This window comes from Sphingomonas daechungensis (genome assembly GCF_039543105.1).
In the GTDB taxonomy this organism is placed as follows: Bacteria; Pseudomonadota; Alphaproteobacteria; order Sphingomonadales; family Sphingomonadaceae; genus Sphingomicrobium; species Sphingomicrobium daechungense.
Map to the genome: position 1 here is coordinate 2332844 of NZ_BAABJC010000001.1, position 13555 is coordinate 2346398.

The 13555-nt window shown below is 62.6% G+C and carries 9 protein-coding genes and 1 tRNA gene; 5 read left to right on the top strand and 5 right to left on the bottom strand.

Annotated elements, in window-relative coordinates:
* Positions 1 to 108 precede the first annotated feature (108 nt).
* The 4 genes from ABD928_RS12200 to ABD928_RS12215 form a co-directional block, all read right to left on the bottom strand.
* Positions 109 to 1056, bottom strand: a complete 948-nt coding sequence (locus tag ABD928_RS12200) for an isopenicillin N synthase family dioxygenase (protein WP_187715007.1) — start codon at positions 1054 to 1056, stop codon at positions 109 to 111.
* A gap of 86 nt (positions 1057 to 1142) precedes the next feature.
* Entirely contained in the window at positions 1143 to 2369 is a 1227-nt protein-coding gene (locus ABD928_RS12205; protein WP_345169156.1) for a NupC/NupG family nucleoside CNT transporter, read from the bottom strand.
* A 37-nt stretch (positions 2370 to 2406) separates the two neighbouring features.
* Positions 2407 to 2985 (bottom strand): LOG family protein, encoded by a 579-nt coding sequence (locus ABD928_RS12210; RefSeq protein WP_345169158.1) that lies wholly within the window; start codon positions 2983 to 2985, stop codon positions 2407 to 2409.
* Positions 2982 to 3968, bottom strand: coding sequence for an adenosine kinase (locus ABD928_RS12215; RefSeq protein WP_345169161.1), 987 nt, complete (start codon positions 3966 to 3968; stop codon positions 2982 to 2984). The genes ABD928_RS12210 and ABD928_RS12215 overlap by 4 nt, the downstream gene beginning before the upstream one ends.
* Positions 3969 to 4050: 82 nt before the next feature.
* On the opposite strand from ABD928_RS12215, the gene ABD928_RS12220 reads away from it, so the two are divergent.
* Together ABD928_RS12220 and ABD928_RS12225 are read left to right on the top strand one after the other, a co-directional pair.
* Positions 4051 to 4722, top strand: coding sequence for a queuosine precursor transporter (locus ABD928_RS12220; protein ID WP_345169164.1), 672 nt, complete (start codon positions 4051 to 4053; stop codon positions 4720 to 4722).
* A gap of 169 nt (positions 4723 to 4891) precedes the next feature.
* Entirely contained in the window at positions 4892 to 7555 is a 2664-nt protein-coding gene (locus ABD928_RS12225; RefSeq protein ID WP_345169167.1) for a TonB-dependent receptor, read from the top strand.
* 266 nt (positions 7556 to 7821) lie between these two features.
* On the opposite strand, the gene ABD928_RS12230 is transcribed toward ABD928_RS12225, so the two are convergent.
* Positions 7822 to 7895, bottom strand: a tRNA-Cys gene (locus ABD928_RS12230).
* Between the two features lie 411 nt (positions 7896 to 8306).
* Here ABD928_RS12230 and ABD928_RS12235 point away from each other — a divergent pair.
* From ABD928_RS12235 to ABD928_RS12245, 3 genes are all read left to right on the top strand, one after another.
* On the top strand, positions 8307 to 11711 hold the full coding sequence (locus ABD928_RS12235) for a TonB-dependent receptor (RefSeq protein WP_345169169.1): 3405 nt from the start codon (positions 8307 to 8309) through the stop codon (positions 11709 to 11711).
* Between the two features lie 93 nt (positions 11712 to 11804).
* Positions 11805 to 12539 (top strand): SapC family protein, encoded by a 735-nt coding sequence (locus ABD928_RS12240; protein ID WP_345169172.1) that lies wholly within the window; start codon positions 11805 to 11807, stop codon positions 12537 to 12539.
* Entirely contained in the window at positions 12536 to 13555 is a 1020-nt protein-coding gene (locus tag ABD928_RS12245; RefSeq protein ID WP_345169175.1) for a cupin-like domain-containing protein, read from the top strand. Before ABD928_RS12240 ends, ABD928_RS12245 begins: the two co-directional genes overlap by 4 nt.

A 13555-nucleotide genomic window follows, 5' to 3' on the forward strand; every position in this document is an offset into this window, starting at 1 on the left:
AACTCACCGCATTGCTCAAACAGAGTGAGGCGGATGACTCTCACGGGGCGCTGAGTCCATGGACTTGTTCAACGACCTGTCCCGGAACGGGACAGGAGCCATTGGAATTCAGACGAGCTTGATCTCGCGCAGCCGCTCCTGGAGGTAATCGTGTGCGGTGATCGGCGGCCACTTCGGCTCTTCGCCGGCTGCCACGGTGCCTGGCAGCGCTTCGATCAGATAGTCCGAGCGGAAGTGCAGGAAGAAAGGCATCGAGTAGCGCGCGTGGCTGGCGCGGTCCGGCCGCGGATTGACGACGCGGTGCGAGGTCGAGCGGAGGCGGCCGTTGGTCAGCCGCTGCAGCATGTCGCCGATGTTGATTACCAGTTCGCCCGGCTTGGGTGACACCGGGATCCAGCGGCCGTCCTTGGTCAGAAGCTCGAGTCCCGCTTCCTCAGCGCCAAGCAAAAGCGTGATCGTGTTGATGTCCTCATGCGCGCCGGCGCGGATGTGCTGGCCGGTCGGCTCGCTTTGCGGCGGGTAGTGGAGTGCGCGCAGGATTGAGTTTCCGTCGCGGACCGTGTCTGCGAAATAATCCTCGTCGATCTTCAGGTAGCGGGCGATTGCGCGCAGGACCTTGAGGCCGGTCCGATCGAAGGTCGCAAACAGTTCGGTGAACGTGTCCTTGAAGCTCGGCACTTCCGACGGCCAGACATTGTCCGGCATGTGCGAGCGGAACGGGTGTCCTGCGGGCAGGTCGCGGCCGACGTGCCAGAATTCCTTGAGATCGTGCGCCTTGGCACCCTTGGCGGTCTCGATCCCGAAAGGCGTGTAGCCCCGCTGTCCGCCGCCGTTGGCGAGGAAGTATGTTTTCTTAACCGCCTCAGGCAGCGCGAAGAAAGCCTTCGCCTTCTCCTCGGCGCGGTGGATCAGCTCGTCGGGAATGTCGTGGTCGGCGATGATCGCGAACCCGTAATCCTCGAAGCTTCGGCCCAGCTTTTCGGCAAACTCGTCAGGATTGGAGTCGGCGTCCTTCAGTGACACGGACGCAATGTGGTCGGCAGTAATTGTGGCCATTTCTTACTCTCTACTCGTCATTGCGAGCGAAGCGAAGCAATCCATGGATTGCCGCGTCGCCTGCGGCTCCTCGCAATGACAGGGACTTAAGGAAGCATCAGGCTGGCAAGCGCCGCGCTCATAAGGTTGGCGAGCGAACCGGCCAACAGGGCGCGAATCCCGAGCTTGGCGATCACCGGACGTTGGTTGGGGGCGAGGCCGCCCGTCACCGCCATCTGGATGGCAATCGAGCTGAAATTGGCAAAGCCGCACAGCGCAAACGTCACGATGGCCCGGCTGCGATCGTTCAGCACTTCAGCGCCCATTTGCCCGAGATCGATGAAAGCGACGAATTCGTTCAGCACCAGCTTGGTGCCGAACAGGCCTCCGGCGGCATTGGCCTGATCCCACGGCACGCCGATCAGGAACATGATCGGCTGGAAGATATAGCCCACTAGCCGCTGGAAGCTGAGATCGGGAATGCCGACCATGTTGCCGAGCCCGCCAAGCAGACCGTTGGCAAGCGCGACGAGAGCGACGAACGCAAGCACCATCGCACCAACCGCGACGGCCAGCTTCACGCCGGTCTGCGCGCCTTGGGCTGCTGCCATGATGATGTTGGCGGGCTTTACGCCTTCCTCAAACGTTTCCGAGACGTCCACATCGGCATCTTCGGACGGGTCATTCGGATCGTCCGGCATGACCATCTTGGCCATCAGGATTCCGCCCGGTGCCGACATGAAGGCCGCGGCAAGAAGGTAAGGCAGATAGCTTTGCCCGAGCAGGCTTGCGTAAGCGGCGAGGATCGTGCCTGCGACGCCGGCCATGCCTACGCACATGACCGTGAACAAGCGCGATGGCGGCAAGGCAGCGAGGTAGGGTCGAACCACCAGCGGCGATTCCGACTGGCCGACGAAGATATTCGCCGCGGCGCTTAAGGACTCGACGCGGCTGATGCCGGTGACCCAGCCGATCGCTCCGCCGACCCAGCGCACGATCCGCTGCATGATGCCGAGATAGTAGAGGATAGCGACAAGGCTCGCGAAGAAGATGATCACGGGGAGGGCCGCAATCGCGAAAGTGTGGGCGAGCGGGTTCTGGTCGCTCGGCCCGAACAGGAACTCGGTGCCCTTGTTGGCGTACCCGAGCAGGTTGGCGACGCCGTTCGACAGTGACTGGATTCCGGCGCGGCCCCAGCTCGTCCACAAGACGAGCCAGGCAATCGCCGCCTGCAGCGCGAACGCTGCGCCAACGATTCGAATCTTGATCGCCTTGCGGTTGGTCGAGAGCAGGAACGCGATGGCAAGGATCGCAAGGATCCCGACAACGCTCATCAGTTTCGGATTCAACAAAGTAGCCCCTCCCCCGGGCTTACCAGACCATGCCTTGCGTAGCGCGTCCGGCGGCTTCGTCCAGCAGATTGAGCGCCTCGTCCGGCGTCTGCGCGACGAGAAGCTGCTTTCGACGCGATTGCGAGAGGAAGCCGCTGTCCGTCGCATGGTCAATGAAGTGGATCATGCCGTCCCAGAAGCCGGCGACATTGAGCAGGCAGAAGGGCTTGGCGTGATAGCCGAGCGCATTCCAGCTCCACGCTTCGAACAATTCGTCGAAGGTGCCGATCCCGCCCGGCAAGGCGACGAACGCGTCGGCGAGGTCGGTCATCTTCGCCTTGCGCTCATGCATGTTGGGCACGCGATAGAGCTCGGTCACCCCCGTGTGGGCGACCTCCAGGTCGACCAGCGCATCGGGAATGACGCCGTACACCTTGCCGCCAAGCTCGAGCACGGAGTCTGCGACAAGGCCCATGAGGCCAAGGCGGCCGCCCCCGTAAACGAGCTCGACACCGTTGCTGACCATCGCCGCCGCCGTTGCCCGCGTCGCGTCCGCGAAGTCGGGGTCGGTACCCGGGGCAGAACCGCAGTAGACGGCGAGGCGCTTCAGATTGTTCACAGCCGGACCAAGTCCTTGAGGTTTGCTTCGGGACGCGCGCCGAAGTGCGAAATGACCTCGGCGGCAGCCTGGGAACCGGCTTCGAGGCAGCGCTGGAGCGGGCGGGCGCGGCAGCGAGCGGCAAGGAAACCGGCGGCAAAGAGATCGCCAGCGCCGGTCGTGTCAACGACCTTCTCGACATGCGCCGCTGGGACTTCGACGCGACGGCCGGCTTCCATTCCGAGCGCGCCGGCGGGTCCGCGCGTCACGATCAAGGTCGAAACCAGCGGCGACAGCTTCGCGATCGCGCTGTCGAGGTCACCCGCACCCGCTAGCAGAAGAGCTTCGTCCTCGTTGGCGAAGAGCACGTCGATCATCCCGCCCTCGATCATTCCAAGCACGCCTTCCTTGCGGCCCGGAATGCACAGGCTTTCCGACAATGTGAAGGCGACGGTGCGCTCCGCTTCGTGCGCCATCTGGGCGGCGCGGAGCATCGCGTGGCGCGGGCGCTCCGGACCCCAAAGATATCCCTCCAGGAAGGTGATCGAGGCCGAGCGGATCATTTGCTCGTCCAGCCTCTGGGGGGTCAGTTCATGACTCGCTCCCGGGCATGTGTTCATCGTCCGCTGCGCGTCGGGCGTGACGATAATCAGGCAGCGGCCGGTCGGCGGGCCATAGCCGATCGGCGGAGTTTCGAACCGCACGCCCAGCGACTTCATGTCGTGCGCGAAGATGTCGCCGAGCTGGTCGTCAGCCACCTGCCCGATGAACCCGGCGTTCAATCCCAGCGCCGCAACACCGGCCATGCTGTTCGCCGCCGAGCCGCCGCTGATCTCGCGAGCCGGGCCCATTGCGGCGTACAGCGCATCCGCTTGCTCGGGCGTCAGCAATTGCATCGATCCCTTGGTCAAGCCGTGCGCTTGCAGAAACGAATCTTCCGCTGTCGCGATCACGTCGACGATCGCGTCGCCGATCGCGACAATGTCCAGGGCTCCGGGAATCACGGGGGCGTCGGGTAGCGGGGGCTAAGCCGCTCGGTCAATTGGCGTTCTTGAAGTTCGCCGCAAAGCAGCTAGGCCAGCGGCCATGACGACCGAAGTCCAGGCGGCCTCAGACGCGCCGCAATCCGCCCGATCCATGCCAATGTCGCTGTTTGCCTATGCCATCTTCTATGGCGGCATGGTCTGTATCGCCGGCGTCCTCGGCAACAAGCAGGTCGCACTCGGTCCGCTTGCCGTCGAAGCAGGAATCTTTGCCTTCCTGCTGCTGGTCGTCACCTCTAGCGCGGTCGCCGAGCTGCACGGGCGGGAGACAGCGAACCGCCTGGTGCTGATTGGTTTTATTCCGCTGCTAGTGTCGCTCGCGCTCAGCATCATCGTGCTTCGGGTCCCGGCCTCGCCCGAGATGGACCCCGCCCGGCTTTCGGCTTTCGAAACGGTGATGGGCGGAACCCCGCGGATATGGCTCGGTGGGATCCTTGCCTACGGAATCTCGACGCTCCTCAATGTCACCATCTTCAGCCGGCTCAAGGCGCGGGAAGGCAAGGGCCTGCTCTGGCTTCGCGCCGGGATCGCAAGTGTGCTCAGTCAGATCGTCGACACCCTGATATTCATCACGGTCGCGTTTTACGGAGTCTTCCCGATCACGGAGCTGTTGCTGGGACAGATGGTGGCGAAGGTCGTCCTGTCCGCCGTCCTGGTCCCACCAGCGGTGTATCTGTTTGTGTCGCTGGGACGTAAGCTCGACGCAGCAAACTAGTCATTCTCATCAATTTTCGATCAGTTTCGTTGCGCAACTGCCACAGTCCGCAGGATTCCGGACTCTTGCGGTTCCGGCTGTCACGGACTCGTCTTAAAGGCCCCTTAGCGGCGGGGGTCGCACTCGGGGATTCTCCCCGGGTTATCTAAATCAACCATCGGGGTTTTACGTGAAAAGAGCGTTTCTGCTGTGCACCACGGCGGCATTGTTCATGCCTGCCACCGCCTACGCCCAGTCCACCGGCTCGGTCGAATTCGACAAGGAAGCGATCGTCGTCACCGGAAGCCGGACCAAGGACGTCGGAGGCATCCAGACTCCCGACGCGACCAAGGCCAAGGCCGTCGTCACGCAGGAAATGATCAGCCGCAGCGGCCCCGGCCAGACGGTCCTCGACACGATCAACATCGTTCCGGGCGTCAGCTTCCAGAACAACGATGCCTACGGCAACGCGGGCGGCACGCTCACCATGCGGGGCTTCGATTCGACGCGCGTTAGCTACACGCTTGACGGAATCCAGCTGAACGACAGCGGCAACTATAACATCTACTCGAACTTCTCGATCGATCCGGAGCTGATCGAGCAGGTCAACGTCAACCTCGGCTCGACCGACGTCGACTCTCCGACGGCCTCTGCTGTCGGTGGCACGATCAACCAGCGCACGCGCACGCCTTCGACGACGCCGGGCGGCCTGGTGAACATCTCGCTCGGTGAATATGATTATCGCCGCTTCTTCGGCATGTTCGACACGGGTGAGTTCACCAAGTGGGGCACGCGCGCGTTCGTCGCCGCCAGCATGTCGGGCTACGACAACCCCTTCAACAACTACGGCAAACTGAAGCGCCAGCAGTATAACGCCAAAATCTATCAGCCGATCGGCAGCAACGGCGACTTCATCTCGATCGCTGGCCGCTACAATCAGGACCGCAACAACTTTTTCGGCTCGCTTCCGCTTCGCTGGGACGCCAACCGAACGGTTGGCTCGGGCACCGGAAATCGCTTCCCGCGCAACAACGACGAGCGCGAGTACGACATCAACTTCCCGTGCCAGACCGCCGTCGCGCGCCCGGGTCTCGCCGATCTGGCGAACACTTGCGGCACCGAGTTCGATCGGCGCTACAACCCGTCGAACAGCGTCAACATCCGCGGCAACTCGCGTTTCTCGCTGACCGACGCGCTGACCCTCACGGTCGACCCGAGCTACCAGTACACCAAGGCCAATGGCGGCGGCACGGCGACCGCCCGTGAATTTGGTTACGACATCAACCCGACCGGTGGCCGTGCGAACTGCTCGACGGCGGCTCCGAACGTGAACATCACCTGCGTCGGCGGCTACTTCGGCGGAAGCCCGTACCTGAACGGTGTCGACCTGAACGGCGATGGCGACGTGCTCGACCAGGTGACGGTCCTCGCGCCAAGCCAGACCCGCACGCGGCGTTACGCGGTGGTTGCGGGCCTCGCCTACGAGATCAACCCGGATCACATCGTTCGCGCGACATACACGCATGACTATTCGAACCACCGCCAGACCGGTCAGGTCGGATATGTGAAGTCGAATGGCGAGCCTGTGGACGTATTTCCCGTCAACGACCCGATCGCTGTGAAGTCAGGCTTCGACCTCCAGAAGCGTGACCGTCAGTCCTACGCCATCCTGAACAAGTTCGCGGCACAGTATCGCGGCCAGTTCGGCCCGCTGCGGGTAGTGCTCGGCGCGAGCATGCCGTACTTCAAACGTGACCTGGAGAACTTCTGCTTCACCTCGTCGGCTAGCGGCTTCGTGGAATGCAGCGGCCAGGATGCGGCCCTCGACGCCGTCATCGCGGCGAACAACCCGTACACCTTCAACCCGACGACGGGCGCCATCACCGGCTTCTCGCCTCCGGGTCACCGGGTCCTGAAGTATCACAAGTTCCTTCCAGACCTGGGCCTCGTGTACAACTTCACGAACGCGATTTCGGCCTTCGCGAACTACACGAAGAACATCTCGGTCCCGAGCACGGACAATCTGTACAACGCGTTCTACTTCCCCGAAGGCACGGCACAGGCCAAGCCGACGCCGGAAACGACGGACTCGTTCGACACGGGTCTTCGCTACTCGAGCTCCAAGATCCAGGCGCAGGTCGCTGGCTGGTACACGAAGTTCAACGATCGACTGGCCTCCGCCTACGATCCTGAACTGGACAAGACCGTGTACCGAAACCTCGGCCGCGTGAATAAGTGGGGTATCGACGGCTCTGTCGCCTACGAGCCGATGAAGGAGCTGACGCTTTATGCGTTCGGTTCGTGGATGCGCTCGAAGATCCAGGACAATATCCAGATTGGCCGCTTCGGCACTGGCGTGAACCAGGTGACGGACTGCGACAACGTTCCGGCGGGTGCGACCCAAGCCGACATTATTCGCAGCTGCGCCTTCACCAAGGGCAAGTACGAATCGGGTTCGCCAAAGTACTCCTTCGGTGGATCGGCGGTCGGCCGCTTCAGCATCTTCGAGCTGGGCGCGACCGTGAAGCGGACCGGTCCGCGCTACGTGTTCGACACGAACCTGCCGACTTATTCGGGAACGATCGGCAGCCCTTCGGCGGTCGAGATCTTCCCGTCCAAGGCGCCGGCCTACACGCTCGTCAACCTGGACGCTCGCGTGAAGCTGACGATGCTCAAGGGCCTGGAAAAGAGCTACTTCCAGCTCAACGTCTACAACCTGTTCGACGAATTCTATGTCGGCGGTTTCAACGGTGGCCTGAACCAGGCGTTCAGCGGCACCAGCTACGGCAACCCGAACTTTGTCCAGATCGGCGCTCCGCGCACGATTTCGGGAACGCTCAGCCTGGCTTTCTAAGGAACGCCTCACGGCAGTTAAGGACGGCGTCCCATCTTCCGGATGGGGCGCCGTTTCCTTTTGACGTGACGTTGCCGGTTGCAGCCGCGCTGCTAATGTGGGGCTAGTGTTGCTTTACCGCCACGGCTGGCGCGAATCTCGACTTGGCCTTGCGGGTCTCCGACCGGGCCCCGCCATCGCGATCGGCATCATCCTGTTCCTGCTGCTTGCGTTCGCCATCGCATGATCGCCGCAACGGCGGACGAACCGAATTAAGGGAATGAGGATGGAGGCCCGAGCCGGAATCGAACCGGCGTGCAAGGATTTGCAGTCCTCTGCGTAACCACTCCGCCATCGGGCCTTAACCGACCAGAATCGTCGAACAATTCTGTTGAGGCGAACCGCGTCCGAAGCAAGAATGATCCGATCGCGGCAATGTCCTGGCGAGCACGCCAGGCGCGAGTGCTGATGGCATCTCAAGATTTGGAAGGCAACCGCGAATCATGCCGCCAACGGCAGCGGGCGAAACAGCATCCTGTCGCTCCAAAGCAACGGATTGTCGCCAGGACCGCAACGCCCCGACTTGTTCACTTCCGGTGAGAAGTTGTCACGGCTCGAAGCCCCCTCTTGAAATACTCTAACTTAAGTGAAACAACTCCGGCTCTTCTGTTAGCGCTAACGTGATTCTGAGGCGCCGACATAAGGTGGAGAGATGTTACCGCTAACAAATGGGGCTTAGCGGTGCGAAACGGACTATACAGGGGAGAGACACATGGCAGTTACTGGGGGTCGGATTCCGTCCGACGAGCAGGGCGTTTCGGCGGTTCGCCGCTCCTTGCTGATTGGCGCATCGATCATCGCAACGTGCACCGTAGCATTTCCGGCCTACGCCCAGACACAACCTTCCACCCCTGAAGCGCCTCCGGCTGATAGTGCCGCCAACCCGGCCGAAGCCGGCACGCCGCCGGGTGATGACGATGCGGCAACGAACGAGATCGTCGTTACCGGTGTCCGCGCCTCGTACGAGCGCGCCCGCGACATCAAGCGCAACGCGACCGGCGTCGTCGATGCCGTTTCTGCCGAAGAAATCGGCAAGTTCCCGGATACAAACCTCGCCGAATCGCTCCAGCGCATTCCGGGCGTCTCCATTGAGCGTCGCGGTGGCGAAGGCTCCACTGTCACCGTTCGCGGCTTCGGTCCCCAGTTCAACCTGGTGACGGTCAACGGCCGCCAGCTGGCGACCTCGCAGGTCGACCTGGTCGGAACGGACGGCGGTGACTTCGGTCGCGCGACCAGCCGCTCCTTCGACTTCTCGAACCTCGCCTCCGAAGGCGTGTCTCGCCTCGAGGTCTTCAAGACCGGACGTGCGGCGATTCCGTCGGGCGGCATCGGCGCCACGATCGACATCGTCACGCAACGTCCGCTCGAAGATGGAAGGACGGGCCTGTGGGGCAATGTCGGCGGCAAGGCGCTGTGGGACACCAGTCTCTCGAGCTTTAAGGTCACGCCTGAAGCGTCTGGTGTGATCGGCTGGTCCAACGATGCCGATACGGTCGGCTTCAGCATTTTCGGCGCCTATCAGAAGCGCAAGAATGAGGCGGCGGGCGCCATCTCCAACGACTGGAATATCGCTCCGTTCAGCTCGATGCCGGGCCGCGGACCGAGCACGGTGATCCAGAATGCGCCGTCGGATCCGAACCAGCTCGTCGCCATCCCGAACGACAGCCGGTACGATTATTCGAAGTTCAACCGCGAGCGCATCAATGTCAGCGGCGTTGTCCAGTTCAAGCCGATCGAGACTCTGACCATCACTGGAGATGCACTGTTCGCTCAGAACAAAGTGCGTGAGGAACGGGCCGAGCAGACGAACTGGTTCAACCGGCCGTTCGACAATGTGACCTTCGACAACGACCCGGTGGTAGCGACCGCGATCTATCTCGACGAAGGCGTCGGCTACGGGACGAAGGACATTGGCTTCGAACAGGTTTATCGTGCGCTAAAGACCAAGCTCACCAGCTATGGCGTGAATGCCAACTGGGAAATCGTCGATGGGCTGACGCTTAACCTGGACGGCAATACGTCCAAGTCCCGCACAACGCCGGACGCTCCCAATGGGACCAGCTCGACTTTGGTTGGCATGGGCGCCCCGGTCGTCGACGCTCACTCGGTCGACTACAGCGGCGACATCCCGCTTCAGGATTGGACGCTGAACGATAGCGGCCTTGGTGTCGACGGCATCGCCGGTACGCCGGACGACCGCGGCAATAACAATGGTATCCTGGATATCGGCGACTTGGGCACGCAGATCGCGCGTACCGCGACGACGAGCCAGACCCACCGCGTCAACCAGTTCCGCGCCGATCTCGGGTGGGACTTCGGAGGCGGCGCTCGCTTCGATGTCGGCGGAGCTCGCATCAATTCGAGGATGACGAGCACTCGTATCCAGACCCAGCAGCAGCTCGGTGACTGGGGTATCGGACAAGTCGGCGACATCCAGCAGCTGACCGGCAACCTGGTTCACCAGTTCTGTCTCGCTTGCCAGTTCGATCACTTCAACCCGACGAGCGCAGACGTCGCGTTCCGCGGCAATGCCGTCGAAATGTACGAGATCCTGTCGCCAGCATATGCAGCGGACGGCCAGCCGCTGACCCCGGGGACGCAACCCGGTAACGCGGTGGGCATCACTGCCAATGACTACGATCGCGTCACGGAGAAGGTCACGTCACTCTACGCCCAGCTTAGCTGGAAGGGTGATTTTGTCGGTCGGCCGGCAAGCGTCGTCGGCGGCGTCAGGTGGGAAACCACGAAGGTCAATTCCTTCACGCTCCAGGCCATCCCGGCGTACATCCAGTGGGACAGCGACAACGACTTCAGCCGCGTCGTCAGCTCCAGCGTCAGCGGTTTGACGTCGAAGGGACAGTACACGAACTTCCTGCCGTCGATCGATTTCCGGATCGAACCGATGGACAAGGTCGTCGCGCGTGTCTCGCTCAGCAAGACGCTCGCACGGCCTGACTACGGGAACCTGTTCGCGTCGGTTTCAGCCAATGCTCCGAACCGTCCGACGTTCCTTGGCGGTGTTGCAACCGGCAACGGCGGTGATCCCGACCTGAAGCCGCTGGTTTCGAGCAACCTCGATATCAGCCTCGAGTGGTACTACGCGCCCTCCAGCTATGTCTCGGCAGGCTTCTTCGCCAAGAGCGTGAAGAACTTTGTTGGGCAGGGCACCTTCGACGAACAGCTGTTCGGACTTAGGGACCCGAGCTCCGGCGCAGCGGGAAGCCGGTCCGGACTGGCCGTCAGTCAGCTCGGCTCGCTCGGCGTGCCGGTCAGCGACGTGAGCATGTTCACGTACACTGCGTTGCTGATCCAGAACGGCGGCAGCACTGCAGCGGCCGACGCTCAGTTCATGGCCAACTACAACGTGGCCACGCAGCAACTGAACCAGGCCTTCGTGGACCAGGTCCTCGCGGCGGTGAACGTCGTTCCGGATGCCAACGATCCGTTCTTCACGTTCGCGGTCACCCGGCCGATCAACAACCGGACTGGCAAGATCTACGGCTTCGAGCTCCAGGGTCAGCACTTCTTCGGGGACAGCGGCTTCGGTATCGCCGGCTCTCTGACCAAGGTGTTCGGCGACGTGGACTTCGACCGCGGCTCTCCGCCGGGGACCAACGTGTTCGCGCTGACCGGTCTTAGCGACAGCGCAAACATCACCGGTATCTTCGAAAAGTGGGGTTTCTCGGCCCGCGTTGCATACAATTGGCGCGGGACGTTCCTGGCTTCCGTGAACAACGGCGGCAGCCGCAATCCGCGGTACTTCGAGCCTTACGGAACCCTCGATTTCTCACTGGGATATGAGCTCAACAATCACTTCTCGGTGTCATTCGAAGGCGTGAACGTCCTTGGTGAGGATCTCCGGGTCTACGGCCGCAGCAAGAAGCAGCTGTTCTTCGCTCAGGAAGGGCATGCTCGCTACTACCTCGGCGCCCGGTACCGGTTCGGTGGAGATACGGTTGCACCGCCGCCGCCTCCGCCCCCGCCGCCGCCTCCGCCTCCGCCGCCACCTCCGGCGACGCAGACCTGCTCCGACGGATCGGTGATCCTGGCGACCGACGCGTGCCCGGTTCCGCCGCCTCCGCCTCCGCCGCCGCCGCCGGCACCGGAGCGTGGCTAGGAAGCTTCGCACTGGATAAGGTCTGTTAGTAAGCAGTAAGTGTGATGCCGCTGCCCCAGGGCAGCGGCATCATTCCGTTTGTAGGGGTGGGTTTTGTCGAACCGGGTTCCGCTGGACAATGTCGAGCACCAGTCGCTGCGTGTCGCGACCATCGCCAGCGCAGACCGCGACCTTGTGAACCAGGCGCTCGTCGTCCCCGGCGAGTTCGAGGAGGTTCAGCGGGAATATCCGATCTTCATTCGCAAGGACCAGGATGGCCGGTACGTCGCCGTTGCGCTGCTCGGCCTCGACAAGGGTGAGAATCTTTTCCTCGACGGCGACCGATGGGACGCCCGCTACATCCCAGCCACGATTGCTCGCGGCCCCTTCTTCCTCGGTATTCGCGAAGGCATCGACGGGGCCGAACCAGCACTGGCCGTGCATATCGATATGGACGACCCACGCGTGGGGTCGGAGAGCGGCGAGCCGTTATTCAGGGAGCACGGAGGCAACAGCGCCTATCTCGACATGGTGACCAGCAGGCTGGGCCTGATCCATGAAGGCCTTGTGGCGTCACCCCTGATGTTCGCGTTGTTCGAGGAACTGGGTCTTATCCAGCCGCTCGACATCGACGTTCAGCTCGGAGACGGGACGCACTATCGCCTCGGCGAGATGTTCACGATCGGCATGGAGCAATTTCAGGCGCTGGCAAGCGACCAGCTCGAGCGGCTCCATCGCGAGGGCTTTCTCGCCCCGGCGATCTTCATTCGCTCTTCGCTTCCGAATATGAACCGGCTCGTCGAACGCAAGCGGCGCAAGATTGAAGGCGCGCCGGTCCTGGCGGGATGAAGAGCGCCCGCATCATCGAAGGGTTGCGGGCCGATGCGCTGCCCATCCAAGCCCTGATTGACCACGGCGAGCCCGCAATCCTGAAAGGCGTCGTGAAGGACTGGCCGTTGGTGCAGCGGGGGCTGCAAGGCCCGCGAGCGGCCATCGACTATCTTTCAGGCTTCGACGCCGGCCGGCCCGTTGTCGGCTACACCGGCGCGCCCGAGATTGGCGGCCGGTTCTTCTACAATGAGGACGTCAGCGGCCTGAACTTCGACGCCAGGCGCGTGCCGCTAAAGGATTTTCTCCAGCGTATCGCCGATCACCTCGACGATCCTGACGCGCCATCGTTTTACATTGGCTCGACCGACCTCGAGTTCTTCCTGCCCGAGCTGGCAAGCGAGAACCGGCTACCTGCGACCCTCGCGCCCTTCGACACGCATCCGCCGATCGCCAGCATCTGGATCGGCAACCGGACGATTGCCAGCACGCATTACGATTTCTCGAACAACATCGCGTGCAACCTCGTCGGGCATCGTCGCTTCACGCTCTTCCCGCCGGACCAGATCGCGAACCTGCACCCGGGACCGCTGGAGCCGACACCTGGCGGCCAGGTCGTCAGCATGGTCGACCTGCGCGATCCGGACTTCGAGCGCTTCCCGTCGTTTCGCGAAGCTCTGGAAGCGGCCCAGGTGGCGGAACTCGAACCGGGGGACTTGCTGATCTACCCTGCAATGTGGTGGCACAATGTCGAGGCGCTCGACCCCTTCAACGTGATGATCAACTACTGGTGGAACGCGACGCCGCGCTTCGTCGACAGCCCGATGACGACCTTGCTGCACGCGATCCTCAGCCTCCGCGACCGCCCCGAAGCGGAGAAGGCGGCCTGGAAGACCCTGTTCGACTATTACGTGTTCGGAGACGGTGCGCGAGCGGGCGCGCATCTTCCGGAGCATGCGCGCGGCGTCCTCTCGCCGCTCGACGATACGATGGCGCGCCGCTTGCGCGCCGACCTCCTGCAAAGGCTCAATCGCTAA

What these genes read in the sequence shown, in the direction of transcription:
- ABD928_RS12200 (WP_187715007.1), bottom strand. Translation starts at nt 1,056, where the DNA reads ATGGCCACAATTACTGCCGACCACATTGCGTCCGTGTCACTGAAGGAC.
- ABD928_RS12205 (WP_345169156.1), bottom strand. Translation starts at nt 2,369, where the DNA reads ATGAGCGTTGTCGGGATCCTTGCGATCCTTGCCATCGCGTTCCTGCTC.
- ABD928_RS12245 (WP_345169175.1), top strand. Translation starts at nt 12,536, where the DNA reads ATGAAGAGCGCCCGCATCATCGAAGGGTTGCGGGCCGATGCGCTGCCC.
- ABD928_RS12235 (WP_345169169.1), top strand. Translation starts at nt 8,307, where the DNA reads ATGGCAGTTACTGGGGGTCGGATTCCGTCCGACGAGCAGGGCGTTTCG.
- ABD928_RS12220 (WP_345169164.1), top strand. Translation starts at nt 4,051, where the DNA reads ATGACGACCGAAGTCCAGGCGGCCTCAGACGCGCCGCAATCCGCCCGA.